We start from the raw sequence: 25,659 nt of genomic DNA on the forward strand, positions 1-25,659 counted from the left end.
GCCGCCTCCGGGCGGCTTTTTGCTGCCTGTTCCTGTTACCGGCATTGACAGGGACGCGAGGCCTCCGGGCAACATGTAGCCAAAAAGTAAGTAACGGGAGTGGGGGTTTTTACCAAGCGGGTGCATAATCGCCCCCGCCCTTCCCCCACCATGAATCGCCTCGCGTCCATCCTGCCGCCCGCTCAAGTGCTTGTGAGCGTTGACGCTACCAGCAAGAAACGTGCTTTCGAAGAAGCCGGCTTGCTGTTCGAGAGCCTTCACGGCCTCGGCCGCGCGCTCATCACCGACAGCCTGTTCGCACGCGAACGCCTCGGCTCCACCGGGCTCGGCCACGGCGTGGCCATTCCGCACGGCCGCATCAAGGGCCTCAAGGCGCCCATGGCCGCGGTCTTCCAGCTGGCGAACCCGATCGGTTTCGACGCGCCGGACGAGCAGCCCGTCGGGCTCCTGATCTTCCTGCTGGTGCCCGAGGCGGCCACGCAGAAGCACCTTGAAATCCTCTCCGAGATCGCCGAGCTGCTGAGCGACGCCAACCTGCGCGAGCAGATCAAGTCGAGCACCGACGCGGCCGAACTGCACGGACTCATTGCCGGCTGGCAATCGACGCAAGTCGCCTGAAGTGCCTGCCCGCAGGCTCCCGCGGCCCCGCCGGGCCGGTTCCGCGGTATTCTGGCCGGCCTCCAATTAGGCGCGCAGCGCCATTTCCCTACGCATGAAGCCGACCGTCATCAGTGCCGACGCCATGTTCGAGGAATTCCGCGGGTCGCTCCGCTGGGAATGGCTCGCCGGGCTCGGGGCGTCAGAGCGCCAGTTCGACCCTGAAGTCATCAGCCGCGCCCAGTCGGCGGCCGATCTGGTCGGTTACCTCAATTACATCCATCCGTACCGCGTGCAGATCCTGGGCGCGCGCGAAGTGGCCTACCTGACGCGCGGCAGCCAGGAAGACTGCGCCCGGCGCATCGCCCGCATCGTCACGCTGGAGCCGCCCATGCTGGTGCTGGCCGACGGCCAGGCCGCGCCGGACGAGCTGCTATCGATTTGCGAGCGCGCCCAGCTGCCGCTGTTTGCCACCCGCGAGTCGTCGGCCTTCGTGATCGACCTGCTGCGGGCCTACCTGTCCAAGCATTTCGCGGAGCGCACCTCGATGCACGGGGTGTTCATGGACATCCTGGGCATGGGGGTCATGATCACCGGCGAATCGGGGCTCGGCAAGAGCGAGCTCGGGCTGGAACTGATTTCGCGCGGCAACGGCCTGGTGGCCGACGACGCGGTCGACCTGTTCCGAATCAACCAGAACACCATCGAGGGCCGCTGCCCCGACCTGCTGCTCAACCTGCTGGAGGTGCGCGGCATCGGCCTCCTGGACATCCGCGCGATCTTCGGCGAGACGGCGGTGCGGCGGAAGATGCGGCTCAAGCTCATCGTGCACCTGGTGCGGCGCGACAGCTTCGAGCGCGACTACGAGCGCATGCCCTCGGCGCCGCTCACGCAGGACGTGCTGGGCATCCCGGTGCGCAAGGTCATCATCCAGGTGGTGGCCGGGCGCAACATCGCCGTGCTGGTGGAAGCCGCCGTGCGCAATTCGATCCTGCAGCTGCGCGGCATCGACACTTATGCCGATTTCGTGGCGCGCCACCACAAGGCGATGGAAAGCGGGCGCGACGGGGACTGACCGGCTACCTTTTGTTTACACAGTCGCCGCACAGGCCGTAGAGCGACATCGCGTGGTCCTGCAGGATCCAGCCCTTGTCCTTGGAGATCATCTGCTGGCGGCGCTCGATCTCGGCGTCGTAGAACTCCTCGACCTTGCCGCACGAGGTGCAGATCAGGTGGTCGTGGTGGGTGCCCTCGTTCAGCTCGTAGACCGCCTTGCCGCTTTCGAAATGGCTGCGCTCGAGGATGCCGGCCTGCTCGAACTGCGTCAGCACGCGGTAGACGGTGGCCAGGCCGATGTCGGAGTGCTCGTTCAGGAGCACGCGGAAAACGTCTTCGGCCGTCATGTGGCGCTGGCTGCCGGTCTGGAAGATCTCGAGGATCTTCAGGCGTGGCAGAGTGGCCTTGAGGCCGGTGTTCTTGAGTTCGTCGATATTGGCCATGATGGTTCCTGCGCCCTGGGCTGCAGACGGGCCCCAAAAAGGGCCAGCCGCTACAATGGCCGATCATATCGCTACCCCCCTTTTTCCTCCCATGCCTGCCATTCTCCAACGCCGTCCCTGGCTGCTGGCTGCGGCCGTCGCCGCGACGTTCTGCCTCGGTGCCTGCAGCGGCTTCAGCGATCGCACGCGTGGCGCGCTGACGGCCATCACGCCCTACAAGGTCGAAGTGGTCCAGGGCAATTTCGTGTCGAAGGAACAGGTCGAGGCGCTCAAGCCCGGCATGTCGCGCCAGCAGGTGCGTGAAATCCTCGGCACCTCGCTTCTGACCGACGTCTTCCACAAGGACCGCTGGGACTACGTCTTCACGATCAGGCGCCAGGGCGTGGATCCGCAGGAGCGCCGCCTGACCGTCTTCTTCAACGGCGAACTGCTCGAGCGCTTCGAGGGCGATCCGATGCCCAGCGAGGAAGAATTCGTCGCCACGCTCGACACCCGCAAGAAGAGCGGCAAGGTGCCGCCGCTCGAGGCATCGGAAGAAGAGCTCAAGAAATTCGCCCCCAAGGACGACGGCAAGAAGGCCGATGCCACCACCGCGGCCACCGGCCTGGCGCCGCTTCCCGCCGCATATCCCCCGCTCGAAGCCGCGCGCTGAGCACGCGCCAAACACAGGGCGAGGGCGGGCGCACCCGCCGGGTCAGGCGGGGCGTGCCGGCTTCCATGCCAATTTCGAAGGCTGAATCCGCGTGACTGAATCCATTTCCACTTCTTCGTCCCTTTCCGAGTCTTCCACGCCCCCGCTGCGGCGCATCGCGATCGCGGGCGCCTCGGGCCGCATGGGCCGCATGCTGGTCGAGGCGGTGCGCGAGGCGCCCGATTGCCGGCTGGCCGGCGCGCTCGACATGGCGGGCAGCAACGCCATCGGCGCCGATGCGGCCGCGTTCCTCGGCTTCACGAGCGGCGTGCCGATCGTGGCCGACCTGCGCACCGGCCTCAAGGACGCGCAGGTGCTCATCGACTTCACCCGCCCCGAAGGCACGCTCGCACACCTCGCGGCTTGCCGCGAACTCGGCGTGCAGGCCGTGATCGGCACCACCGGCTTCAGCGATGCGCAGAAGGCCGAGATCGCCGAGATCGCGAAGGACATCGCGATCATGGTCTCGCCCAACATGAGCGTGGGCGTCAACGTCACCTTCAAGCTGCTTGAAATGGCGGCCAAGGCGCTCTCGACGGGCTACGACATCGAGATCATCGAGGCGCACCACCGCCACAAGGTCGATGCGCCCTCGGGCACCGCGCTCAAGATGGGCGAAGTGATCGCCGGGGCGCTGGGCCGCGACCTGAAGGACTGCGCCGTGTACGCGCGCGAAGGCATCACCGGCGAGCGCGACCCGTCCACCATCGGCTTCTCCGCGATCCGCGGCGGCGACATCGTGGGCGACCACACCGTGCTGTTCGCGGGCACCGGCGAGCGCATCGAGATCACCCACAAGTCGGCGAGCCGCGTCACCTACGCGCAGGGCGCGCTGCGCGCCGTGCGCTTCCTGGCCGGCCAGAAGGCGGGCCTGTTCGACATGTTCGACGTGCTGGGTTTGCGCTGAACGAACGATGAGCGTCCTCGAACTGCTGACCCAGGGCGACGGCGTGAGCCGCTCGGTGGCGGCGCTGCTGCTCGCGATGTCGATCGCCAGCTGGGTGGTGATTCTGTGGAAGGCCTGGCTGCTGCGCGGCGGCACGCGCGACGTGCTGCGCAGCATTGCGGCATTCTGGCAATCGGCCACGCTCGCCGATGCGCAGCAGCGGCTCCAGGCTTTCGACCGCGCGACGCTGGTGGGGCCGGCCGTGAGCGCCATCAGGAATGCGGCAGCGGCAGCAGATGCCGGCGACGCCACCCTCGGCGCCACCACCGGCGACCGCAACCAGCGGCTCACGCGGGCGCTGCGCGGCGCGCTGCATGGCGCGCTGCGGCGCCTGCAGTCCGGCCAGATCCTGCTGGCCACCGTTGGCGCCACGGCGCCCTTCGTGGGCCTGCTCGGCACCGTGTGGGGCATCTACGGTGCGCTGTCGGGCATTGCCGGCCAGACCGGCGGCTTCACCATCGACAAGGTGGCCGGACCGGTGGGCGAGGCGCTGGTGATGACGGCCTTCGGCCTGGCCGTGGCCATTCCGGCCGTGCTGGCCTACAACGTGTTCGGCCGCGTCATCGGCCGCATCGAAGCCGAGCTCGAGGGCTTTGCGCACGACCTGCTCGGCAGCTTCGGCAGCCCGCCGCCACCGGCCGCGCCGCCGCCCGCGCGGCCCATGCCGGTGTCGGCCTAGCCGAACGGAGCAAGGCAGAGCCATGGCCTTCGGTCGCACCTCCCTGGGCAGCAGTGCCGCCGGCGGCGGGCGCGCGACGGGGGCGGGCGGCCAGCGGCCGCTGTCCGACATCAACGTCACGCCGCTGGTCGACGTGATGCTGGTGCTGCTGGTGATCTTCATCATCACCGCGCCGCTGATGGCGAGCTCGATCAAGCTCGACCTGCCGCAGACCGATGCCGGCCAGCCCAACGACACGCCCAAGTTCGTGAGCGTGTCGGTCGATGCCGCGGGCAAGACCTTCCTCAACGACCAGGCCGTGACCGACGAGGAACTGGCCGCCCGGCTGCAGCAGGCCGCCGCCGACAGCAAGGACACCGAGGTGCAGCTGCGCGCCGACCAGACGGTGCCCTACGGCAAGCTGGTCGCGCTGATGGGCATCGCGAACAAGGCGGGGTTGAACCGCATCGGCTTTGTGACCGAGGCGCCCGCGCCAGGCCAGCCGCCGAGATAAGGACAGCGGCCCGCTCGCTCAGCCCAGCACCACCGGCTTGGTGTGCCAGATCTCGTGCGCGTACTGCGCAATCGTGCGGTCCGACGAGAACGCGCCCATGCCCGCCACGTTGAGGATGGCCATGTGCGTCCAGGCGTCCGGGTCGCGGTACAGCGCATCGACCTCGGCCTGCTTCGCGACGTAGCTCGCGTAGTCGGCCAGCAGCAGGTAGTGGTCGCCCCAGTTCACCAGCGCGTCGTAGATGCCCTGGTAGCGCGAGGGCTCGCCGGCGGAGAAGGCGCCGTCGCGGATCGCATCGAGCACGCGCTTGAGCTCGGCGTTCTCTTCGTAGATGTCGCGCGGCTGGTAGCCGTGGGCGCGGATGTCGGCCACCTCCGGCGTGGTGTTGCCGAAGATGAAGATGTTCTCCGCGCCCACGTTGTCGCGCATCTCCACGTTGGCGCCGTCGAGCGTGCCGATGGTGAGAGCGCCGTTGAGCGCGAACTTCATGTTGCCGGTGCCCGAGGCCTCGGTGCCCGCGGTGGAGATCTGCTCCGACAAATCGGCCGCGGGCATGATCACCTCGGCCAGGCTCACGCTGTAGTTGGGCAGGAACACCACCTTCAGCAGCTTGCCGACGCGGCTGTCGTTGTTGATGGTGTGGGCCACGTCGTTGACCAGCCGGATCACGAGCTTGGCCATCTGGTAGGCCGAGGCCGCCTTGCCCGCGAACACCACCACGCGCGGCACGATGTCGATCGGCCCGCCCGCGGCCTGCGCATCGAGGATGCGGTGGTAGCGCGTGATCACGTGCAGCACGTTGAGCAGCTGCCGCTTGTATTCGTGGATGCGCTTGACCTGCACGTCGAACATCGCGTCGGTGTCGAGCACCAGGCCCATGTGCTGCTCGACCCAGTTGGCCAGGCGCAGCTTGTTCTCGCGCTTGGCATGGCGGAAGGCGCGTGCGAAGGGCGGCTGGGCCGCCATCGGCCGCAGCGCCTCGAACTGCGAGAGGTCGCGCCGCCAGCCCTTGCCCAGGCGCTGGTCGAGCAGGCTCGCGAGCGGCGGGTTGGCCTGTGCGAGCCAGCGCCGCGGCGTGACGCCGTTGGTCTTGTTGTTGAAGCGCTCGGGGAAGATCTTTGCGAAGTCCGCGAAGATCGATTGCTTCATGAGTTCCGAATGCAGGCCCGACACGCCGTTGATCGAATGGCTCGCGAGCACCGCCACGTAGGCCATGCGCACGCGGCGCTCGCCCGCTTCGTCCACCAGCGAGAGCCGGCGCAGCAGCTCGACGTCGTTGCCGGCCTTCTGCGTCACGGCCGCGAGGAACTTCGCGTTCATGTCGTAGATGATCTGCAGGTGCCGCGGCAGGATGCGCCCGAGCATCTCGACCGGCCAGGTCTCCAGCGCCTCGTGCATCAGCGTGTGGTTGGTGTAGCTGAACACCTTCTGCGTGTGGGCCCAGGCCGCGTCCCACGCCAGGCCGTGCTCGTCGAGCAGGAGGCGCATGAGCTCGGGCACCGCGAGCACCGGGTGCGTGTCGTTCAGGTGGATGCTGACCTTGTCGGCCAGCTGGTCGAAGCTCTTGTGGTTGCGCAGGTAGCGCCGCAGCAGGTCCTGCACGCTCGCGCTGCAGAAGAAGTATTCCTGGTGCAGCCGCAGCTCGCGGCCCGAGGGCGTGGAGTCGTCGGGGTAGAGCACGCGCGAGACGTTCTCGGAGTGGTTCTTGCTTTCCACCGCCGCCATGTAGTTGCCGCGGTTGAAGGCCGAGAGGTCGATCTCCTCGGTGGCGCGCGCCGACCACAGGCGCAGCGTGTTGGTGGCCTGCGTGCCGTAGCCCGGAATGATGGTGTCGTAGGCCACGGCCAGCACGTCGTGCGTGTCGACCCAGTCGGCCGCGCCGTAGGGCGCGTTCTTTCCCTCGCGCTTTTGCACACGGCCGCCGAAGCGCACGCGGTAGTTCACCTCGGGCCGCTGGAATTCCCAGGGGTTGCCGCGCGTGAGCCAGTAGTCGGGCGTCTCGACCTGCTGGCCGTCGACGATGCGCTGGCGGAACATGCCGTATTCGTAGCGGATGCCATAGCCCATGCCCGGCACGCCGAGCGTGGCCATCGAGTCGAGAAAGCAGGCCGCGAGCCGGCCGAGGCCGCCGTTGCCCAGCGCCGCGTCGGGCTCGCGCTCGGCGAGCGCCGCCATGTCGACGCCGAAGTCGGCCAGCGCTTCGCGCACCGTGTCGTAGAGGTCGACCGCCAGCAGCGCATTGGTGAAGGTGCGCCCGATGAGGAACTCCATCGAGAGGTAGTAGACGCGCTTCAGGTCCTGCGCATAGTTGGCGCGCGTGGTCGCCATCCAGCGCTCGACCAGCTGGTCGCGCACGGCCAGAGCGGTGGCGTGCAGCCAGTCGTCCTGGCTGGCCGCGACGGGGTCCTTGCCGACCGCATAGATCAGCTTGTTGGCGACGGCGCGCTTGAACGCGGCCACGTCGCGGTCGGGATGGTCGTAGGCGAAGTCTTTGATGGTCATGGGCTTCGGTGAAGAGTGGTGGGGTTGTGCGCCGTGGCGCTTGGTTCAGGTGCCGGCGGACTCGAGCGCCTGCCGGTAGACCTCGATGTACTGGCCGGCGGCGCTGGCCCAGTCGGCCGGGCGCCGCATGGCATTGCCGCGCACGCGGCGCCAGTCGGGCGCGCGCTGGTAGAGCGCGAAGGCGCGCCGCAGCGCGCGATCGTAGTCGGCGGCGTCGAAGCGGTCGAAGACGAAGCCGGTGGCGTCGCCGCTGGCCATGTCCTCGAGCGTGCAGTCGACCACCGTGTCGGCCAGGCCGCCGACGCGGCGCACCAGCGGCAGGCTGCCGTACTTCAGGCCGTACATCTGCGTGAGGCCGCAGGGCTCGAACAGCGACGGCACCAGCGTCACGTCGCCGCCGCCGAAGAGCTGGTGCGCCAGCGTTTCGTTGTAGCCGATGGTGACGCCGACCGAGCGCGGCGCGGCCGCGGCGCGCTGGCGGAAGGCTTGCTCGAGCCAGGCCTCGCCATTGCCCAGCAGCGCGAGCTGGCCGCCTTCGGCCAGCAGCGTGTCGAGGCCGCCGAGCACGAGGTGCAGGCCCTTCTGCTCGGTGAGCCGGCTCACCAGGATGAAGAGCGGCGCATCGGGGCGCTCGGCCAGGCCGAGCTGGTGCTGCAGCACCGCCTTGCAGCGCGCCTTGCCCGCCATGTGGCGGCCTTCGGGCGTGTGGTAGCCCTGCACCAGCGCGCTGTCGGTGGCCGGGTTCCAGACCTGGTCGTCGACCGCGTTGAGGATGCCCGTGAGCACGCCGCCGCGCAGGCGCAGCAGGCCGTCCAGGCCGAAGCCCTGCTCGGGCGTCTGGATCTCGCGGGCGTAGGTCGGGCTCACGGTGGTCAGGCGGTCGGCAAAGTAGAGGCCGCCCTTCATGAACGACACCTGCCCGTGGTATTCGAGCCCGTTCATGTGGAACGCCGGCGCGGGCAGGCCGAGATCGGCAAAGTTCCATGGCGCCGAGATGCCCTGGTAGGCCAGGTTGTGCACCGTGAACACGCTGCCCGCGCGGGTGGTGCCGGCCTCGCGCGCGAAATGCAGGTAGGCCGGCGCGAGCCCCGCATGCCAGTCGTGCGCATGCACGACCTCGGGCTGCCAGGTGGGATCGAGCCCCTGCGCCAGCTGCGCTGCGGCCCAGCCCAGCAGCGCGAAGCGCCGGTGGTTGTCGCCATAGGGCTGGCGCGTGGCGTCTTCATAAGGGTTGCCGGGCCGGTCGTAGAGCGCCGGCGCATCGATCACGTAGGCGGTGATCGGCGCCGCCGCGCCGTCGATCGCGATGCGGCCCGCGCGCAGGCCGAAGCGTTCCGGGCCCCAGGGCGCCGTGAACTCGGCTACCGGCGCCAGCTCGCGCACGCCGGCCAGGATGGCCGGAAAGCCGGGCAGCAGCACGCGCGCGTCCTGTCCGGCGGCCATGAGCGCGAGCGGCAGCGCGCCGGCCACGTCGGCGAGGCCACCGGTCTTGAGCAGGGGGAAGAGTTCGGCGCTGACCTGGAGGATTCGCATCGGGGAAGGGTGCGGCCTCAGGCAGCCAGCAGGCGCTTGAGCATTTCGCGGGTGACCAGCACCACGCCGTTGTCGGTGCGCTCGAAGCGCGCGGCATCGGCGTCGGCGTCTTCGCCGATCACCATCTCGTCCGGAATGACGCAGCCGCGGTCGACCACCACGCGGTTGAGCCGGGCGCCGCGGCCCACCTCGACGTCGGGCAGCAGCACGGCCTCGTTGATGTCGCAGAACGAGTGGATGCGCACGCCCGAGAACAGCACCGAGCTGCTGACCTTGGAGCCCGAGACGATGCAGCCGCCCGAGACGATGGTGTTGACCGTCATGCCGTGCCGGCCCTCGCGGTCGAGCACGAACTTGGCCGGCGGCAGCTGCCGCTGGTAGGTCCAGATGGGCCAGTCTGTGTCATAGATGTCGAGTTCGGGCGTGATGGAGGCCAGGTCGAGGTTGGCTGCCCAGAATGCATCAATCGTGCCCACGTCGCGCCAGTAGGCCTTGGCGTCGGGCCCGCGCGAGGCGCGCGTGACGCAGGACATGCCGAAGGGATGCGCGAGCGCGCGGCCCTGCGCCACGGCGCGCGGGATGATGTCCTTGCCGAAATCGTGGCTCGAATCGGGATTGGCGGCGTCTTCCTCGAGCAGCTGGTAGAGGTACTCGGAATCGAACACGTAGATGCCCATGCTGGCCAGCGCCACGTCGGGATGGCCCGGCATGGCGGGCGGATCGGCCGGCTTTTCGAGAAAGGCCGTGATCTGGCGGCCGTCGTCGACGGCCATCACGCCGAAGGCGGTGGCCTCCATGCGCGGCACCTCGATGCAGCCGACCGTGCAGCCCAGGCCGCGCTCGGCATGGTCCTTGACCATGATCGAGTAGTCCATCTTGTAGATGTGGTCGCCGGCCAGCACCACCACGTAGTCGTGCTTGGTGGAGCGGGTCTGGATGATGTCCAGGTTCTGGTACACCGCATCGGCCGTGCCGCGGTACCAGTGCTCGTCGCCCGTGCGCTGCTGCGCGGGCAGCACGTCGACCATCTCGTTGAGTTCGGCGCGCAGGAAGCTCCAGCCGCGCTGCAGGTGGCGCATCAGCGAATGCGACTTGTACTGCGTGACCACCGCCATGCGCCGGATGCCCGAATTCAGGCAGTTCGACAGCGCGAAGTCGATGATGCGGAACTTGCCACCGAAGTACACCGCCGGCTTGGCGCGCCGGTCGGTCAGCTGCTTGAGGCGGGAGCCCCGGCCGCCGGCCAGCACCAGGGCGATGGTGCGGCGGACCAGTTGATGCGCCTGCAGGGGAGCTTGCGGCGTGCTGATGCTGTTGTTTTCCATCCTGTGTCTCCGTTCGTTTGGCGGTTTGTCGTCTTGTCTTCTTCGTCTTCAGCGTTCCTGCAGCCAGCCTAGCACCGCGCGGCGCGGCTGGCTGCTACCTTCTTGCAATCCGGATGCTCGAACGCGGTACCTCCACCGTGCCGGCATGGGGCTGCTGCAGGGCGATGGCGGCATCGGGCGCCGGATCGTCGGTCGCGAGCCGCCACTGCCACGAACCCGCGGGCAGCGCGAACGGCACGGCCGCCGGTCCCGCATTCACCAGCACCAGCCAGGCGCCCGCATCCGCGGCCGTGGCTTCGAAAAGGATCGCAAGCGCCGTGCCGCCGTGCCAGTCGGCCTCGCGCATCGGCTGGCCGTCGGGCCGCAGCCAGCGGATGCCCGGCGCGCCTTCTGCCGGCTCGGCCGGCCACCAGCGCGTGCTGCGCAGCACGGGCGCTTCGCGGCGCAGCGCAACGAGCCGGGCGACGAAGGCGCTCAGGCGCGCTGCTTCGCTCGCGGGATCGTGCGCGCCGATCCAGGCGAGCCAGGTGGTTTCGTTGTCCTGGCAGTAGGCGTTGTTGTTGCCTTGCTGGCTGTGGCCGAGCTCGTCGCCGGCCAGCAGCATGGGCGTGCCCTTCGACAGCAGCAGCACGGCGAGCAGCGCGCGCTGCAGGCGCCCGCGCTCGGCCTGCACGGCGGGGTCGTCGCTCGGCCCCTCGACGCCGCAATTGTTGCTCAGGTTGTGCGCATGGCCGTCTCGGTTGTTCTCGCCATTGGCCAGGTTGTGCCGCTCTTCGTAGCAGAGCAGGTCGCGCAGCGTGAAGCCGTCGTGCGCGGTGATGAAGTTGACGCTGGCGGTGGGCGCGCGGCCATGGTGGGCGAACTGCGCGCTCGAGGCGGTGAAGCGGTGCGCGAAGTCGCCCAGGCCGGCGGCGCCCTCGCGCCCCTGCCGCAGCCAGAAGCCGCGCTGCGTGTCGCGGTAGCGGTCGTTCCATTCGAGCCAGCCCGGCGGGAACTCGCCCAGGCGGTAGCCGCCCGGCCCGATGTCCCAGGGCTCCGCGATCAGCAGCGTGCGCGAGAGCACGGGGTCTTGCGCGATGGCCGCGAAGAAGGGGGCGCGCGGGTCGAAATGGCCATCGGCGCCGCGCCCCAGCACGGGCGCGAGGTCGAAGCGGAAGCCGTCGACGCCCATCTCGCAGGCCCAGAAGCGCAGGCTGTCCATCACGAGCTGCAGCACGCGCGGCTCGCCGAGGTTGAGGCAGTTGCCGGTGCCGGCCCAGTTCTCGTACAGGGCCCGGTCGTCTGCGCGCAGGTGGTAGTACAGGGCATTGTCGATGCCGCGCAGCGAAAGCGTCGGACCGAGTTCGTCGCTCTCGGCGCTGTGGTTGTAGACCACGTCGATCACCAGCTCCATGCCGCGCGCATGCACCGCATCGGCCATGGCGCGGAATTCGCTGGCCGGCGTGGTGCCGGCGCGGCCGCTCCAGTAGCGCGCCTCGGGCGCGAACCAGCCGATGGTGTTGTAGCCCCAGTAGTTGCTGAGGCCCATGGCGAGCAGCCGCTGTTCGTCGGCGCGGTGCTGCACCGGCATCAGGCTCAGCGTGGTGACGCCCAGGCCCTGCAGATGGTCGAGCACCGCGGGTTCGGCCAGGCCGGCATAGGTGCCGCGCAAGGCCGCGGGCACGGCCGGGTGCAGCCGGGTCTGTCCGCGCACATGCAGTTCGTAGAGCACGCGCTCGCCGGCCGGGATGCGGGCATGGCCCGGTGCGGCCGAGGCATCGGCGGTGGCCGCCACGCGCGCCTTGAGTGCCACGGCGCCGTTGTCGCGTGTGTTGCGCTGTTCCGGATTCGCGGGATCGTGCCCGAGGAACAGCTCGCTGCCGTCGTATTTGCCGACGATCTCGCGCGCATACGGGTCGAGCAGCAGCCTCGCAGGATTGAAGCGTTTTCCCTCGTGCGGCGTCCACGGGCCGTGCACGCGAAAGCCGTAGACCAGCCCGGCGCGCCCGCTCGGCAGCAGCCCGTGCCAGACACCGTCGGTGAAGGCCGGCAGCCGGATGCGCTGCTGCTCGTGCTGGCCCGTGCCGTCGAAAAGGCAGAGCTCGACGGCTTCGGCACTGGGCGCGACGAGCGCGAAGTTCACGCCGTTCGGCGAGAGCGTCGCGCCAAGGGGGAAGGGGGAACCCGGACTCAGCATCGTGTCAGGCCAGCACCCACATCACGGTGGCCAGGGGCGGCACGCTGATCAGAATCGAATCGGCCCTGCCGTGCCAGGGCACCGGTTCGCTGTCGACCACGCCATTGCCGACGCCGCTGCCGCCGTACACGGCGCCGTCGGTGTTGATGGCCTCGCGGTAGGCGCCCGCCGCCGGCACGCCGAGCCGGTAGCCGTGGCGCGGCAGCGGCGTGAAGTTGCACACCGCCACCACGAAGGAGCCGCCCTGGGCCCGGCGCACGAAGGCGAACACCGACTGCTCCCGGTCGTCATGCACCAGCCATTCGAAGCCGGCCCTTTCGGTGTCGAGCTCGTGCAGCGCGGGGAAGTGCCGGTACACGTTGTTGAGGTCGCGCACCAGCCGCCGCATGCCCTGGTGCGGCGCCTGCTCGAGCAGGTGCCAGTCGAGGCTGCGGTCGGCGTTCCACTCCGCCACCTGGGCGAATTCATTGCCCATGAACAGCAGCTTCTTGCCCGGATAGGCCCAGAGGTAGCCATAAAGATTGCGCAGGCCCGCGAGCTTCTGCCACTCGTCGCCGGGCATGCGCCCGAACATCGAGCCCTTGCCGTGCACCACCTCGTCGTGCGAGAGCGGCAGCACGAAGTTCTCGCTGTGCGCATACATCAGGCCGAAGGTGATCTGCTGGTGGTGGTGCTTGCGGTGGACCGGGTCGATGCCCGCATAGGCGAGCGTGTCGTTCATCCAGCCCATGTTCCATTTGTAGTGGAAGCCGAGGCCACCGTCCTCGGGTGGCCGCGTCACGCCCGGAAAGCTGGTCGACTCCTCGGCCAGCGTGATGGCGCCCGGGCGCTCGACGCCCACCACCCGGTTCATGCGCCGCAGGAAGTCGATGGCCTCGAGGTTCTCGCGTCCGCCGTGGATGTTGGGCACCCATTCGCCGGGCTCGCGGCTGTAGTCGCGGTAGAGCATGGAGGCCACGGCGTCGACGCGCAGCCCGTCCACGCCGTAGCGTTCGAGCCAGTACAGCGCATTGCCGACCAGGTAGTTGCGCACCTCGGTGCGGCCATAGTTGAAGATGAAGGTCTTCCAGTCGTTGTGGAAGCCCTCGCGCGGATCGGCGTATTCGTAGAGCGCGGTGCCGTCGAAGCGGCCGAGGCCATGCGCGTCGGTAGGAAAGTGCGCGGGCACCCAGTCGAGGATCACGCCCAGCCCCGCGGCATGCGCGGCTTCGACCAGATGGCGGAAGTCGCCGGGCGTGCCGAAGCGCGAGGTGGGCGCATACAGGCCGATGGGCTGGTAGCCCCAGGAGCCGTCGAACGGATGCTCGCTGACCGGCAGCAGCTCGATGTGCGTGAAGCCCATGTCGCGCGCGTACGGCACCAGCGTGTCGGCCAGCTCGCGGTAGTCGAGCCATTCGTGGCCGTTCTTGCGGCGCCAGGAGCCCAGGTGCACCTCGTAGATGCTCATCGGCGCATGGCGGCCGTTGGCGGCTGCGCGTCCGGGCGGCATGGCCACCGGCGCGGGCAGCGGCGCGACCACGCAGGCGGTCTCGGGCCGCAGGCGCGAGGAGAAGGCGAAGGGATCGGCCTTGCGCAGCACCTCGCCCTGGGCCGAGAGGATCTCGAATTCGTAGCTGTCGCCCGTGGCCAGCTGCGGCGCGAAGATCTCCCACACGCCGCATTCGCGGCGCAGCCGCATCATGTGGCGCCGGCCGTCCCAGTTGTTGAAGTCGCCGACCACCGAAACGCGCCGCGCATTGGGCGCCCAGACCGCGAAGGCCACGCCCTTGACGCCATCCATCTCGCACAGGTGCGCGCCCAGCCGCTCCCAGGGCCGCAGGTGCGTGCCTTCGGCCAGCAGCCACACGTCGGTGGCGCCCAGCACGAACGCAAAGCGGTACGGGTCTTCGAGCCGCGAGCTGTGCGTGCCCCAGTCGACCTGGAACGAATAGCCCAGCAGCGCCTCCGCCGCGGGCACCAGGCCCGCGAACAGGTCGGAGCCTTCCTGCCGCGACAGCAGCGCCAGCGGCCAGCCCGTGCGCGTGTGCACCACGGCCACGCTTTGCGCGCCCGGCAGCAGCGCGCGCACCAGCAGGCCGTCGCGTGTCTCGTGGGGGCCGAGCACCGCGAACGGATCGCCGTGCTCGGCGCGCATCAGCGCATGGACTTCGCGTTCGGGCAGCAGCAGGGAAGGCATGTTGTTCTTCACATCTGTTTTTCTTCACCGGCGGGACGACCGAAAAAGACGCCGTAGGGCGCCAGCTTCAGCATGCGCCTTTCGGCGCCGGCCTGCAGGGACGACGACGATGCCAGCGGACGCCCCGCGAGCGGCTCGAGCGCTTCGCGCAGCGCGATGGACACAGACTCGCCTCCCAGGTTGAAGACGGCCTGCAGCGATTGGTTCCGTTCGCGCCGCTCGAACCACAGCACGGGCTCCGGCGCATCGATGAAGGCGATGCTGCCGGTGCGCAGCAGCGGCTGGGTGCGGCGCCAGCGCAGCAGCGCGCGGCTGAATGCGAGCATCGAGTCGGGATCGGTGGACTGGCGGTCGACCGCCAGCGGCAGGTGGCGGCCGTAGACCGGCAGCCAGGGCCCGCCGGTGGTGAAACCGGCGTGCAGCTCGTCGGCCTTCCAGGGCATGGGCGTGCGGCAGCCGTCGCGGCCCTTGAATTCGGGCCAGAAGGCGCGGCCGTAGGGGTCTTGCAGCAGCTCGAACGGCACCTCGGCCTCGGGCAGGCCGAGCTCCTCGCCCTGGTAGATGCTGGCGCTGCCGCGCAGCGCGAGCAGCAGCGCGAGCCAGAGCCGGTCGCGCCGCGTGTCTTCCGGGCCGCCGCCGCTCCAGCGCGTGGCCACGCGCGGCACGTCGTGGTTGGAGACGGCCCAGCAGCCCCAGCCGCCGGTCGGCGCGAGCGCCTGGTCGAGCGTCTCGACCTGGTGGCGCAGGTGCCGGGCGCTGTGCTCGGCCGTCAGCAGGCTGAAGCTGTAGGCCAGGTGCAGGCGCTTGCCCAGCTCGGTGTACTGCGCCATGACGGGCGGCGCGTTCTCGTCGCCGACCTCGCCGAGCGCGACCGCACCGTAGTCGTCGAGCAGCCCGCGCAGGCTTTCCAGGAAGCGCAGGTTCTCCATCTGGCTCTTGTCGTAGAGGTGCTGCTGCATGGCATAGGGGTTGTCGGCCCGCACGGTGCTCACCTCGTCCAGCGAGGCGGCGCTGGCCGGCGGGTTGTCGCGCAGCAGCGCATCGTGGAACTGGTGGTTGCAGGCATCGAAGCGGAAGCCGTCCACGCCGCGCTCGCACCAGAAGCGCACTTCGCCGAGCAGCGCCTCCTGCACCTCGGCGCAATGGAAGTTCAGGTCGGGCTGCTCCTGGAGGAAGCTGTGCAGGTAGTACTGGCGGCGGCGCGAATCCCATTGCCAGGCCGGCCCGCCGAACACCGACAGCCAGTTGGTGGGCGGCGTGCCATCGGGCCGCGGGTCGGCCCACACGTACCAGTCGGCCTTGGGGTTGTCGCGGCTCGCGCGGCTTTCGGCGAACCAGGCGTGCTGGTCGGAGGTGTGCGAAAGCACCTGGTCGATGATGATCTTGAGGCCGAGCGCATGGGCGCGCGCCAGCATCTCGTCGAAATCGGCCAGCGTGCCGAAGATCGGATCGACCGCGCGGTAGTCGGCCACGTCGTAGCCGAAGTCCTTCATCGGCGAGCGGAAGAAGGGCGACACCCAGATCGCATCGACCCCCAGGCTCGCCACATGATCGAGCCGCGAGGTGATGCCGGGCAGGTCGCCGATGCCGTCGCCGTTGCTGTCCATGAAGCTGCGCGGGTAGATCTGGTAGATCACCGCGCCGCGCCACCATTCGCCGTTGCTGCTGTTGTTGCTGCGCATGCTGCCCCTGTGGTCTGAAAATCATTGTGGCATGCGAGATCCGGGCCCGGTCCGTGCATGGGCCTGTCCCGGTCCCGCCTGAAAAGCTTTCTACACTGGGCGGGGTTCCATGCGAACCCGCTTCCCGTTTCGTTTTGCAAGATGACCACCGACGCCGCTTCCCCTGCCCCATCCCCCCGCCCGCAAGCCCTTGCCGCGCTCGAGCAGCGGCTCGCCCGGGATCTCGAATGCCTCGGCTGGCCCGCGCGCGCATGGATGCCGGTTCGCACGCACGGCGGCGAGCCCGTGCTGGACGTGGCCATCATCGGTGCCGGCCAGGCCGGGCTCGCGGCCGCGGCCGCGCTGGCCCAGCAGGGCATCCGGGCCGTGGTGTTCGACCGCGCGCCCGCGGGCAGCGAAGGGCCGTGGGCCACCACGGCGCGCATGGAAACCCTGCGCTCGCCCAAGGAACTGACCGGGCCCGCGCTGGGGCTGCCCGCGCTGACCTTCCGCGCCTGGTTCGAGGCCCGGTTCGGCGCCGAGGCCTGGACTGCGATGGACAAGATCCCGCGCCTGCAGTGGATGGACTACCTGCGCTGGTACCGCCGCGTGATGAACGTCGATGTGCACAACGACACGGCCGTCACCGGCATCCAGCCGCTCGCCGATGCCGCGGCGGTGCGGCTCGCGCTGCGCACGCCGGCCGGTGCAGAGCAGGTGCTGGCGCGCCGCGTCGTGCTTGCCACGGGCCGTGACGGGCTCGGCGGCCCCGCGGTCCCCGCGTTCGTCAACGCGCTGCCGCGCTCGCAGTGGGCGCACTCGTCCGACGAGATGGACTACGGCAAGCTGGCCGGGCTGCGCGTGGGCGTGGTCGGCGCGGGCTCATCGGCCATGGACAGCGCGGCCACCGCGCTGGAGGCCGGCGCGCACAGCGTCGAGCTGCTGATCCGCCGGCCCGACCTGCCGCGCGTCAACAAGGGCAAGGGCGCCGGTGTGCCGGGCCTGACGCAGGGCCACTACGACCTGCCCGATGCGTTCAAGTGGCGCATCCGCCACTACATCAACGTGGCCAACGTGCCGCCGCCGCATGGCAGCACGCTGCGTGTGTCGCGCCATCCGAACGCGTTCTTCAATTTCGGCTGCCCGGTGCTCTCGATCGAGCCACAGGGCGCGGCGATGCGCGTGGCCACGCCCAGGGGAGACTTCGTGTTCGACTTCCTCGTTGTTTCCACCGGTTTCAAGATCGACTGGCGCTGCCGTCCCGAGTTCGACACCATTGCATCGCATGTGCGCACCTGGAAGGACCGCTTCGTACCCGCGCCCGGCGACGAAGACCAGGAGCTGGCCGATTCGCCCGATCTCGGGCCGGTGTTCGAATTCCGCGAGCGCACAGCGGGCCAGTGCCCGGGCCTGGACCGCATCCATTGCTTCTGCTATCCGGCGGCCTTGTCGCACGGCACGGTGTCGGGCGACATTCCCGCGATCAGCGATGGCGCCAGGCGGCTTGCGAGCGGCATGGCAAGCCTGTTCTACCGCGAGGACTTCGAGCAGCACTTCGCCAACCTCGAGGCCTACAGCGAGCCCGAACTGTTCGGCGACGAATGGGTGCCCGCGCCGCCGCCGGCCGAACGCTGAACTCCAGACTTCTCCATCGAGACGCATGACCACTCTTTCCGAATCTCCTCTTGCCATCGACGTGATCGATGCCACGGTGCCATTGCTGCCCGGCCACGCCACCCGCCTGCTGCGCCAGCAGCGCGACAAGGTCGTGGCGGCCACGCAGGGCAGCTACGACGCGATGTTCTCGCCATCGGTCGAAGGCCTCTCGGTGGCCGAGCGCCTGCTGGTCGCGCTGCATGCATGCAGCGTCTCGAAGGCCGCGACGCTCGCCGCGCACTACCGCGAGCAATTGCTGGCCGAGGGCGTGGACCGCGAACTGATCGCGGCCGTGGGCAGCGGCGCACCGGTGGCCGATGCGCGGCTGCGCACGGTGCTGGCATTCACCGCGAGCCTGATCGAGCGGCCCATCGAGGGCGACAAGGCCGCGGTGCAGTCGCTGGCGGAGGCGGGCCTCTCTACGCCCGCCATCGTCGCGCTGGGCCAGCTGGTCGCCTTTCTCTCCTACCAGGTCCGCGTGGTCGCGGGGCTGCAGGCGCTGGCCGCCGCGGAGGTTGCAGCATGAGCACGAGCACGAGCACGAGCACGAACGCGCCGATCCGCATCAAGGGCTTCACCAACGAGGTGCTGAGCTGGAAGCCCTGGCTCGACCCGGTCGACGTTGCCACGGCCACGCCGGCCCAGCTGGCCGCGCTCGACGAGATGAGCCCGCAGGCCCGCACCTCGCCGTATTTCCTGCTGCTCGCGCATCAGCCCGAGATGCTGCTGCAGCGCTCCATCGCCTTCAACGCGATCATGTTCGCGCCGGGCGGCATGCCGCGCGCGGAGCGCGAGCTCGGAGCCACGGTGGAGTCGCGCGTCAACGGCTGCGTGTACTGCGCGTCGGTGCATGCGCAGCGCTTCGAGCAGCTCGCCAAGCGCAGCGACGTGATCTCGCAGGTGTTCGAGGAGCCGGCCTCCGCGGGCACCACGGCGCGCGAGAAGGCCATCGTCGAATTCTCCATCCGGCTCGGCGCCGAGCCCGGCAAGGTGTCGGCCGAGGATGTGCGAATGCTCAAGGAGGTGGGGCTGAGCGAGCTCGAGATCCTCGACCTGGTCCACTCCGTGGCGCTCTTCGCCTGGGCCAACCGGCTGATGCTCAACCTGGGCGAGCCGGTCTTTCCGGCAGCGGCGGCCGCCGCGTCATAGGCGGGCGAGCAGCCCGGCGACTGTTTCGTCGGCCAGGCCGAGCGGCGCCAGCAGATCGTTTTGCTGCCGGTAGTCGATGCCGTTGACCAGCGAGGCGGCATCGACGATGGTGCGCGTCGCGGGCGTGGGCACGCCGGCAATCCGCCCCAGCGCTTCCACGAAAGCCAGGCCGTAAGGCATGTCCTCGGACACATAGCGGGTGTCGGTGCGCACCGGCCCGGGCGGCCCGCCGCGCTTGGCATGCAGCTCCGCCGCGATGTCCTCGAGCCGGGCCGACGCGGTGCCGAAGGAACGCGCGAAATGCGCCTCGATGGGCCCGAGCGCGATGCCGAAGGCCTGGGCCACGGCCCGCCGTTCCAGGTCCAGCGCCTCGATCGCTCGGGACACGCCGGGCGTCATGCAGTGGTACTGCGGCCAGTTCTCCGCATGCTCGATGCGGGTCCAATTGAAGACGGCCAGCGGGCCGTGGGACTGCGGATTGACGTTGGCGAGCGCGCTGGCGAGCGTGTTTTCCTGCGCGAAGAAGCCGCCGCCGAACAGCACGGTGCACAGTGCGATCGCGCTCTCTATTTCCGTGCTCGGCAGCGTGGACACGCCGACCGCCTGCCGCCGTGTCATCACCCTGACCTGCGTGGCGGATTCGCGGCGCGCCGTCAGCACCGTCGTGCCGAAGCTGGCGACCGTCACCCGCTTGCCCGCGCGCCGTGCGCCTTCGTGCAGATAGAGCGACGACAGCGAGGCCATCGAGCTGACGATCACGGTCTGCCCGTCGCGCAGGAAGGGCAGCAGTGCATCCATCACGCGCCTGTGGCCGTTGACCGGCAGGGCAATCAGCAGCACGTCCGATGCGCCGCAAAGCTGCGCCGCAGTGTCGGCCACTTCGACCGCCACGCGGCAGGGCTGCACGCCGACGGCTTCGAGCGGCTGCGTGCGCAGGGCCTCGGCACCCTGGCCGCCCGGCGACCAGAGCATCACGCCGTGGCCCGCCTGGCGCAGCCACGCCGCGCTGGCCAGGGCGATCGCCCCGGTGCCCGCGATGCCGACCCGCAGGTGCCCAGGCTCAGTCAATCTTGATCCCGCCTTGTTTGATGACCTTCGCCCAGCGCTGGCTGTCCTCGGCAATCACCTTGCCCAGCGCCGCGCCGCCGCCGCAGGTGTTCACCGCGCCCAACTGGGCGAAGCGCTGCCTGGTCTCGGGCAGATTGCATACCTCGACCAGCGCCGCCGAGAGCTTCTCGACGCTGGCCGAGGGCATGCGCGCAGGTGCCATCACGCCGACCCAGACCGGCACGTCCATGCCCGCAAGGCCCGCCGCGTCCGCGACCGTCGGCGGCGTGCCGAGGCCGGGCAGGGCCGCGCGCGAAAAGGTGCCGAGCACGCGGGCCTTGCCGCTCGCGACCATCGGCTCGATGGAGGCGGCGCTGGTCACGATCAGCGCCACCTGGCCGCCCAGCAGGTCGGTCAGCGCCGGCGCCGCGCCGCGGTAGGGCACGTGCAGCAGGTCCACGCCGCTCGCCTGCGCCAGCAGCGCCCCCGTCAGGTGCGAGACGGTGCCGTTGCCGGTGGAGGCGTAGGTCAGCTGCCCCGGCTTCGCCTTGGCGTCGCGCAGCACGTCGGCCAGCGTCTTGTAGGGGCTTTCGGTGCGCACGGCCACGGTCATCGGCGTGTCGCCGACCAGGGCCACGGGCGCGAGGTCGTTCACCGGGTCGTAGGGCAGCCTGGCCTGCAGGTGGGGCGCGATGGTGACGGCGCCCCCGGTGGCCAGCAGCACGGTGGCGCCGTCGGTCGCCTTGGCCACCGCATCGGCCGCCAGGATGCCGCCTGCGCCCGCCTTGTTGTCGACGATCACGCTGCCGCCGAGCTTCTCGGTGAGCTTGGTGCCCAGGTAGCGGGCGATCACGTCCTGCGCCCCGCCGGGGGCGAAGGGCACCACGATGCGCAGCGGCCTGTCGCCGCTCGGCTGCGCATGGAGCGGCATCACGGCCAGGCCGGCGGCGGCCGCAAGGCCCAGGGCGAGGTGTTTCAGGAACAGTTTCATGGCATTCCAGGCGGTACGAAAATCTGCCGAAAGGCCGGCATTGCCCTGGGCAACACGCAGGTTACGTGCCTCAAGTCTAGAGTCTGCCGGCCGGGCGGCCGCCCGGGCGCGATAATCCGCCTTCCCCGGCCACCCCGCGCCGGGTCTTGCCGAACCGCCATGAACCCCAGCTACAAACCCAGCGACGTCGAGTCCGCTGCCCAGGCGCAATGGAGCGCCGCCGATGCCTACCGCGTCACCGAAGACGCGAGCCGTAAAAAGTACTACGCCTGCTCGATGCTGCCGTACCCCAGCGGCAAGCTGCACATGGGCCACGTGCGCAACTACACCATCAACGACATGCTCACGCGCTACCTGCGCATGAGCGGCTACAACGTGCTGATGCCCATGGGCTGGGACGCCTTCGGCCTGCCGGCCGAGAACGCGGCGCTGAAGAACGGCGTGCCGCCGGCCAAGTGGACCTACGAGAACATCGACTACATGCGCGGCCAGCTCCAGGCCATGGGCCTGGCGATCGACTGGAGCCGCGAGATCGCCACCTGCGATCCCAGCTACTACAAGTGGAACCAGTGGCTGTTCCTCAAGATGCTCGAAAAGGGCATTGCCTACCGCAAGACCCAGGTCGTCAACTGGGACCCGGTCGACCAGACCGTGCTGGCCAACGAGCAGGTGATCGACGGCAAGGGCTGGCGCACCGGCGCCACGGTCGAGCGCCGCGAGATCCCGGGCTACTACCTGAAGATCAGCGACTACGCCGAGGAACTGCTCGAGCACACCCAGCACAAGCTGCCGGGCTGGCCCGAGCGCGTCAAGCTGATGCAGGAGAACTGGATCGGCAAGAGCGAGGGCGTGCGCTTCGCCTTCACGCACGACATCAAGGACGCGAGCGGCCGGCTGATCCAGGACGGCCGCATGTACGTGTTCACCACGCGCGCCGACACCATCATGGGCGTCACCTTCTGCGCCGTGGCGCCCGAGCATCCGCTGGCCGCGCACGCCGCCACGCTCGATCCCAAGGTCGCGGCCTTCATCGAGGAATGCAAGGCCGGCGGCACCACCGAGGCCGAGCTCGCCACGCAGGAGAAAAAAGGCGTGCCCACGGGCCTGACCGTGACGCACCCGATCACCGACGAGCAGGTGCCGGTGTGGGTCGGCAACTACGTGCTCATCAACTACGGCGACGGCGCCGTGATGGGCGTGCCCGCGCACGACGAGCGCGACTTCGCCTTCGCCAACAAGTACGGCATCCAGATCATCCAGGTGGTGCTGGTCGACGACGAGCCGCACTTCGACTATCACAAGTGGCAGGACTGGTACGGCGACAAGCAGCGCGGCGTCACCATCAACTCCGACAACTTCAGCGGCATGACCCACAAGGAGGCCGTGGCCGCCGTGGCGCATGCGCTCGCCCAGAAGGGCCTGGGCGAGATGCAGACCACCTGGCGCCTGCGCGACTGGGGCGTGAGCCGCCAGCGCTACTGGGGCACGCCGATCCCGATCATCCATTGCGACGAGCACGGCGCGGTGCCGGTGCCCGAGCAGGACCTGCCCGTGGTGCTTCCGACGGATTGCGTGCCCGACGGCTCCGGCAACCCGCTGCACAAGCATGAAGGCTTCCATGCCGGCGTCGTCTGCCCGGTCTGCGGCAAGCCCGCGCGGCGCGAGACCGACACCATGGACACCTTCGTCGACAGCTCGTGGTACTTCATGCGCTACTGCGACCCGAAGAACGACCAGGCCATGGTCGCCGAGGGCGCCGACTACTGGATGCCGATGGACCAGTACATCGGCGGCATCGAGCACGCGATCCTCCACCTGCTGTATGCGCGCTTCTGGACCAAGGTGATGCGCGACCTGGGCCTGGTGAAGGTCGACGAGCCCTTCAGCAAGCTGCTCACGCAGGGCATGGTGCTCAACCACATCTACTACCACCGCGACGAGCGGGGCGGCAAGAGCTACCACCCGCCGCTGGAGGTCACGCCCACGCTCGACGCGCAGGGCCGCATCGTCGGCGGCACCACCGCGGACGGCACCAAGGTCGAGTACGGCGGTGTCGGCAAGATGGGCAAGAGCGAACGCAACGGCGTCGACCCGCAGGACCTGATCGAGAAGTACGGCGCCGACACCGCGCGCCTGTACACCATGTTCACCGCGCCGCCCGAGGCCACGCTCGAGTGGAACGACGCGGCCGTCGAGGGCAGCTACCGCTTCCTGCGCCGGGTCTGGAACTTCGGCGTGGCGCAGGCGGACGTGGCCCCGGTGGCGTTCGGCGGCCAGGCTTTCGGCAAGGCCGCGCAGGCGCTGCGCCGCGAAGTGCACACCGTGCTGCGCCAGGTCGACTACGACTACCAGCGCATGCAATACAACACGGTGGTGTCGGGCGCGATGAAGCTCCTGAACGCGCTGGAAGGCTTCAAGCCCGACGGCAGCGCCGGCGATGCCGCCGCGCTGCGCGAAGGCCTGGGCATCCTGCTGCGCTGCCTGTATCCGGCCACGCCGCACATCGCCTGCCAGCTCTGGCAGCAGCTCGGCTACGACAAGGAACTGGGCGACCTGCTCGACGCGCCCTGGCCCGTGGTGGACGTGGCCGCGCTCGAGCAGGACGAGATCGAGCTCATGCTGCAGGTCAACGGCAAGCTGCGCGGCGCGCTGCGCGTGCCGGCCGGCGCCTCCAAGGCCGAGATCGAATCGCTCGCGCTCTCGTGCGACGACTTCGTCAAGTTCGCCGAAGGCGCGCCGGCCAAGCGCGTCATCGTGGTTCCCGGCCGGCTGGTCAACGTGGTCATCTGAACGAAACGAACGATAGAAGCATGAACAATCGCAACGCCCCGCTGCCGCGCCGCGGCTTTCTCATGGGCCTGGCCGCCGCGGGTGCCAGCCTCGCGCTGGCCGGCTGCGGGTTCGAACTGCGCAAGGCGCCGGTGTTCGCGTTCAAGACGCTGTCGCTGTCGGGCAATTCGGAACTGATCAACCGGCTGCGGCGCGAGATGCGCGCCGCCGGCACCGTCACGCTGGTGCCGCCCGAGCAGGCCCAGAGCGCCGACGCGATCCTCGAGATCCTGGGCGAGAGCCGCGACCGCATCGTGATCTCGACCAATTCGGCGGGCCTGCTGCGCGAGCTGCAGCTGCAATTGCGCGTTCGCTTCAGCCTGCGCACGCCGGGCGGCAAGATGCTGCTCGCGCCCACCGAGGTGTCGCAGACGCGCGACCTGAGCTTCAACGAAACCAACGCGCTTGCCAAGGAAGGCGAAGCCGAGCTGCTGTACCGCGACATGCAGGCCGACATTGCACAGCAGCTGATGCGCCGCCTCGCGGCCGTCAAGGAACTCTAGGCGGCACGAGCGCGCCTGCCGCACATTCCATGCAACTTGCCAGTGCCCAACTGGGCTCCCATCTGCAGAAGGGGCTGAAGTCCCTCTACACGATCCATGGCGACGAGCCGCTGCTCGCGCAGGAGGCGGCCGACGCCATCCGCGCCGCGGCACGCGTGGCGGGCTATACGGAGCGCAGCTCCTACACCGTGGCCGGCGCGCACTTCGACTGGAGCGCGGTGCTTGCCGCGGGCGGCTCGCTCTCGCTGTTCGCCGACAAGCAGATCGTCGAGATCCGCATTCCCTCGGGCAAGCCCGGCAAGGACGGCAGCACCGCGCTGCAGCAGCTGGCCGAGGCCGCGCAGGGCAACGACAGCACGCTCACGCTGGTGATGCTGCCGCGGCTGGACAAGGCTACGCGCACCGGCGCCTGGTTCTCGGCGCTCGAGAACAACGGCGTGAGCCTGCAGGTCGACCCGATCGAACGCAACGCGCTGCCGCAGTGGATCGCGCAGCGCCTGGGCCTGCAGGGCCAGCGCGTGATGCCCGGCGACGAAGGCCAGCGCACGCTGCAGTTCTTTGCCGACCGCGTCGAGGGCAACCTGCTGGCCGCCCACCAGGAAATCCAGAAGCTCGCCCTGCTGCATCCGGCCGGCGAGCTGAGCTGGGAGCAGGTCGAAGGCGCGGTCAACAACGTGGCGCGCTACGACGTCTTCAAGCTCTCCGAGGCCGTGCTGGCCGGCAACCCGCAGCGCGTGGCGCGCATGCTCGACGGCCTGCAGGCCGAAGGCGAGGCCGAGGTGCTGGTGCACTACACGATCGCGGAGGACATCCGCGCGCTCAAGCGCGTGAAGGACGCCATGGCCGCGGGCCGGCCGCTGCCCATGGCGCTGCGCGAGAACCGCATCTGGGGCCCGCGCGAGCGCGCCTTCGAGCGCGTGCTGCCCCGCCTCGACGACCGCCTGCTGGCCCGGCTGCTGCGCGCGGCCCATGTGGTGGACGGCATCTGCAAGGGGCTGAAGCAGCCCGACTGGCCCGCCGGCGGCTGGCAGGCGCTGCAGCGGCTGGCGCTGATGCTGTGCCGCGCCTGCAGCAGCGGCCCAGCTCCCTCTCCCTCCGGGAGAGGGTTGTTGGGGTGAGGGCCGGCGGCCTTCATCGCATCGCGCGTCTTCTGGTGCCGCGGCCCTCACCCTAGCCCTCTCCCGGAGGGAGAGGGGACAACACGGC

Annotated in this window: 21 protein-coding genes; 12 read left to right on the plus strand and 9 right to left on the minus strand. The window is 69.4% G+C overall.

Annotated features, from left to right (window positions below):
• Positions 1-150: 150 nt before the first annotated feature.
• Together RZE77_RS02060 and hprK are read left to right on the plus strand one after the other, a co-directional pair.
• Positions 151-618 carry a PTS sugar transporter subunit IIA gene (locus RZE77_RS02060; RefSeq protein ID WP_012745567.1) on the plus strand — a complete coding sequence of 156 codons (468 nt, stop codon included), beginning with the start codon at positions 151-153 and terminating at the stop codon, positions 616-618.
• Between the two features lie 94 nt (positions 619-712).
• Positions 713-1,672, plus strand: coding sequence for an HPr(Ser) kinase/phosphatase (gene hprK, locus RZE77_RS02065; protein ID WP_012745568.1), 960 nt, complete (start codon positions 713-715; stop codon positions 1,670-1,672).
• Between the two features lie 4 nt (positions 1,673-1,676).
• Here hprK and fur read toward each other — a convergent pair whose 3' ends face one another.
• Entirely contained in the window at positions 1,677-2,096 is a 420-nt protein-coding gene (fur, locus tag RZE77_RS02070; RefSeq protein WP_012745569.1) for a ferric iron uptake transcriptional regulator, read from the minus strand.
• Between the two features lie 91 nt (positions 2,097-2,187).
• On the opposite strand from fur, the gene RZE77_RS02075 reads away from it, so the two are divergent.
• The 4 genes from RZE77_RS02075 (at position 2,188) to RZE77_RS02090 (ending at position 4,905) form a co-directional block, all read left to right on the plus strand.
• On the plus strand, positions 2,188-2,748 hold the full coding sequence (locus RZE77_RS02075; protein WP_319440476.1) for an outer membrane protein assembly factor BamE: 561 nt from the start codon (positions 2,188-2,190) through the stop codon (positions 2,746-2,748).
• A 181-nt stretch (positions 2,749-2,929) separates the two neighbouring features.
• Positions 2,930-3,694: a 4-hydroxy-tetrahydrodipicolinate reductase gene (gene dapB / locus RZE77_RS02080; protein WP_012745571.1), complete on the plus strand. Its 765-nt coding sequence runs from the start codon at positions 2,930-2,932 to the stop codon at positions 3,692-3,694.
• Positions 3,695-3,701: 7 nt separating this feature from the next.
• On the plus strand, positions 3,702-4,412 hold the full coding sequence (locus RZE77_RS02085; RefSeq protein WP_319440477.1) for a MotA/TolQ/ExbB proton channel family protein: 711 nt from the start codon (positions 3,702-3,704) through the stop codon (positions 4,410-4,412).
• A 22-nt stretch (positions 4,413-4,434) separates the two neighbouring features.
• Positions 4,435-4,905 carry an ExbD/TolR family protein gene (locus tag RZE77_RS02090; protein ID WP_319440478.1) on the plus strand — a complete coding sequence of 157 codons (471 nt, stop codon included), beginning with the start codon at positions 4,435-4,437 and terminating at the stop codon, positions 4,903-4,905.
• Positions 4,906-4,923: 18 nt separating this feature from the next.
• On the opposite strand, the gene RZE77_RS02095 is transcribed toward RZE77_RS02090, so the two are convergent.
• From RZE77_RS02095 to RZE77_RS02120, 6 genes are all read right to left on the minus strand, one after another.
• Positions 4,924-7,407 (minus strand): glycogen/starch/alpha-glucan phosphorylase, encoded by a 2,484-nt coding sequence (locus RZE77_RS02095; RefSeq protein WP_319440479.1) that lies wholly within the window; start codon positions 7,405-7,407, stop codon positions 4,924-4,926.
• 45 nt (positions 7,408-7,452) lie between these two features.
• Positions 7,453-8,940, minus strand: coding sequence for a glycogen synthase GlgA (gene glgA, locus RZE77_RS02100; RefSeq protein WP_319440480.1), 1,488 nt, complete (start codon positions 8,938-8,940; stop codon positions 7,453-7,455).
• 17 nt (positions 8,941-8,957) lie between these two features.
• A complete protein-coding gene (glgC, locus tag RZE77_RS02105) occupies positions 8,958-10,265 on the minus strand; it encodes a glucose-1-phosphate adenylyltransferase (protein WP_319440481.1) in 1,308 nt (435 codons plus the stop codon).
• Positions 10,266-10,359: 94 nt separating this feature from the next.
• Positions 10,360-12,441, minus strand: coding sequence for a glycogen debranching protein GlgX (gene glgX, locus RZE77_RS02110; RefSeq protein WP_319440482.1), 2,082 nt, complete (start codon positions 12,439-12,441; stop codon positions 10,360-10,362).
• A 4-nt stretch (positions 12,442-12,445) separates the two neighbouring features.
• Positions 12,446-14,617 (minus strand): 1,4-alpha-glucan branching protein GlgB, encoded by a 2,172-nt coding sequence (glgB, locus tag RZE77_RS02115; protein WP_319440483.1) that lies wholly within the window; start codon positions 14,615-14,617, stop codon positions 12,446-12,448.
• Between the two features lie 8 nt (positions 14,618-14,625).
• Positions 14,626-16,299, minus strand: coding sequence for an alpha-amylase family glycosyl hydrolase (locus RZE77_RS02120; RefSeq protein WP_319440484.1), 1,674 nt, complete (start codon positions 16,297-16,299; stop codon positions 14,626-14,628).
• A gap of 141 nt (positions 16,300-16,440) precedes the next feature.
• On the opposite strand from RZE77_RS02120, the gene RZE77_RS02125 reads away from it, so the two are divergent.
• The 3 genes from RZE77_RS02125 to RZE77_RS02135 are packed head-to-tail and all read left to right on the plus strand — an operon-like array spanning position 16,441 to position 19,083.
• Complete coding sequence (locus RZE77_RS02125) at positions 16,441-17,913, plus strand: NAD(P)/FAD-dependent oxidoreductase (protein WP_319440485.1); 1,473 nt, start codon at positions 16,441-16,443, stop codon at positions 17,911-17,913.
• A gap of 25 nt (positions 17,914-17,938) precedes the next feature.
• Positions 17,939-18,460, plus strand: a complete 522-nt coding sequence (locus tag RZE77_RS02130) for a CMD domain-containing protein (protein ID WP_319440486.1) — start codon at positions 17,939-17,941, stop codon at positions 18,458-18,460.
• Positions 18,457-19,083, plus strand: a complete 627-nt coding sequence (locus tag RZE77_RS02135) for a peroxidase-related enzyme (protein ID WP_319440487.1) — start codon at positions 18,457-18,459, stop codon at positions 19,081-19,083. Before RZE77_RS02130 ends, RZE77_RS02135 begins: the two co-directional genes overlap by 4 nt.
• Here the strand turns inward: RZE77_RS02135 and RZE77_RS02140 are convergent.
• Both RZE77_RS02140 and RZE77_RS02145 read right to left on the minus strand, forming a co-directional pair.
• Entirely contained in the window at positions 19,078-20,151 is a 1,074-nt protein-coding gene (locus RZE77_RS02140; RefSeq protein ID WP_319440488.1) for an NAD/NADP octopine/nopaline dehydrogenase family protein, read from the minus strand. The genes RZE77_RS02135 and RZE77_RS02140 overlap by 6 nt on opposite strands.
• On the minus strand, positions 20,144-21,121 hold the full coding sequence (locus tag RZE77_RS02145; protein WP_319440489.1) for a Bug family tripartite tricarboxylate transporter substrate binding protein: 978 nt from the start codon (positions 21,119-21,121) through the stop codon (positions 20,144-20,146). Before RZE77_RS02145 ends, RZE77_RS02140 begins: the two co-directional genes overlap by 8 nt.
• 159 nt (positions 21,122-21,280) lie before the next feature.
• Between RZE77_RS02145 and leuS the strand changes: the two genes are divergently transcribed.
• Genes leuS through holA form a run of 3 tightly spaced genes read left to right on the plus strand, consistent with a single transcriptional unit; the run spans position 21,281 to position 25,571 of the window.
• Positions 21,281-23,911 carry a leucine--tRNA ligase gene (gene leuS, locus RZE77_RS02150; RefSeq protein WP_319440490.1) on the plus strand — a complete coding sequence of 877 codons (2,631 nt, stop codon included), beginning with the start codon at positions 21,281-21,283 and terminating at the stop codon, positions 23,909-23,911.
• 20 nt (positions 23,912-23,931) lie between these two features.
• Positions 23,932-24,453 carry an LPS-assembly lipoprotein LptE gene (locus RZE77_RS02155; protein ID WP_319440491.1) on the plus strand — a complete coding sequence of 174 codons (522 nt, stop codon included), beginning with the start codon at positions 23,932-23,934 and terminating at the stop codon, positions 24,451-24,453.
• Positions 24,454-24,482: 29 nt separating this feature from the next.
• Complete coding sequence (holA, locus tag RZE77_RS02160) at positions 24,483-25,571, plus strand: DNA polymerase III subunit delta (RefSeq protein ID WP_319440492.1); 1,089 nt, start codon at positions 24,483-24,485, stop codon at positions 25,569-25,571.
• Positions 25,572-25,659: the final 88 nt, after the last annotated feature.

This window comes from Variovorax sp. SPNA7 (genome assembly GCF_033807855.1).
GTDB classification, from domain to species: Bacteria; Pseudomonadota; Gammaproteobacteria; order Burkholderiales; family Burkholderiaceae_C; genus Variovorax; species Variovorax beijingensis.

Coding starts and splice junctions, on each gene's coding strand:
- dapB (WP_012745571.1), top strand. CDS start 2,930: ATGGGCCGCATGCTGGTCGAGGCGGTGCGCGAGGCGCCCGATTGCCGG.
- glgA (WP_319440480.1), bottom strand. CDS start 8,940: ATGCGAATCCTCCAGGTCAGCGCCGAACTCTTCCCCCTGCTCAAGACC.
- fur (WP_012745569.1), bottom strand. CDS start 2,096: ATGGCCAATATCGACGAACTCAAGAACACCGGCCTCAAGGCCACTCTG.
- glgB (WP_319440483.1), bottom strand. CDS start 14,617: ATGCCTTCCCTGCTGCTGCCCGAACGCGAAGTCCATGCGCTGATGCGC.
- RZE77_RS02155 (WP_319440491.1), top strand. CDS start 23,932: ATGAACAATCGCAACGCCCCGCTGCCGCGCCGCGGCTTTCTCATGGGC.
- leuS (WP_319440490.1), top strand. CDS start 21,281: ATGAACCCCAGCTACAAACCCAGCGACGTCGAGTCCGCTGCCCAGGCG.
- RZE77_RS02060 (WP_012745567.1), top strand. CDS start 151: ATGAATCGCCTCGCGTCCATCCTGCCGCCCGCTCAAGTGCTTGTGAGC.
- RZE77_RS02145 (WP_319440489.1), bottom strand. CDS start 21,121: ATGAAACTGTTCCTGAAACACCTCGCCCTGGGCCTTGCGGCCGCCGCC.
- RZE77_RS02075 (WP_319440476.1), top strand. CDS start 2,188: ATGCCTGCCATTCTCCAACGCCGTCCCTGGCTGCTGGCTGCGGCCGTC.
- RZE77_RS02135 (WP_319440487.1), top strand. CDS start 18,457: ATGAGCACGAGCACGAGCACGAGCACGAACGCGCCGATCCGCATCAAG.
- hprK (WP_012745568.1), top strand. CDS start 713: ATGAAGCCGACCGTCATCAGTGCCGACGCCATGTTCGAGGAATTCCGC.
- glgC (WP_319440481.1), bottom strand. CDS start 10,265: ATGGAAAACAACAGCATCAGCACGCCGCAAGCTCCCCTGCAGGCGCAT.
- RZE77_RS02125 (WP_319440485.1), top strand. CDS start 16,441: ATGACCACCGACGCCGCTTCCCCTGCCCCATCCCCCCGCCCGCAAGCC.
- RZE77_RS02090 (WP_319440478.1), top strand. CDS start 4,435: ATGGCCTTCGGTCGCACCTCCCTGGGCAGCAGTGCCGCCGGCGGCGGG.
- RZE77_RS02130 (WP_319440486.1), top strand. CDS start 17,939: ATGACCACTCTTTCCGAATCTCCTCTTGCCATCGACGTGATCGATGCC.
- holA (WP_319440492.1), top strand. CDS start 24,483: ATGCAACTTGCCAGTGCCCAACTGGGCTCCCATCTGCAGAAGGGGCTG.
- RZE77_RS02085 (WP_319440477.1), top strand. CDS start 3,702: ATGAGCGTCCTCGAACTGCTGACCCAGGGCGACGGCGTGAGCCGCTCG.
- glgX (WP_319440482.1), bottom strand. CDS start 12,441: ATGCTGAGTCCGGGTTCCCCCTTCCCCCTTGGCGCGACGCTCTCGCCG.
- RZE77_RS02095 (WP_319440479.1), bottom strand. CDS start 7,407: ATGACCATCAAAGACTTCGCCTACGACCATCCCGACCGCGACGTGGCC.
- RZE77_RS02120 (WP_319440484.1), bottom strand. CDS start 16,299: ATGCGCAGCAACAACAGCAGCAACGGCGAATGGTGGCGCGGCGCGGTG.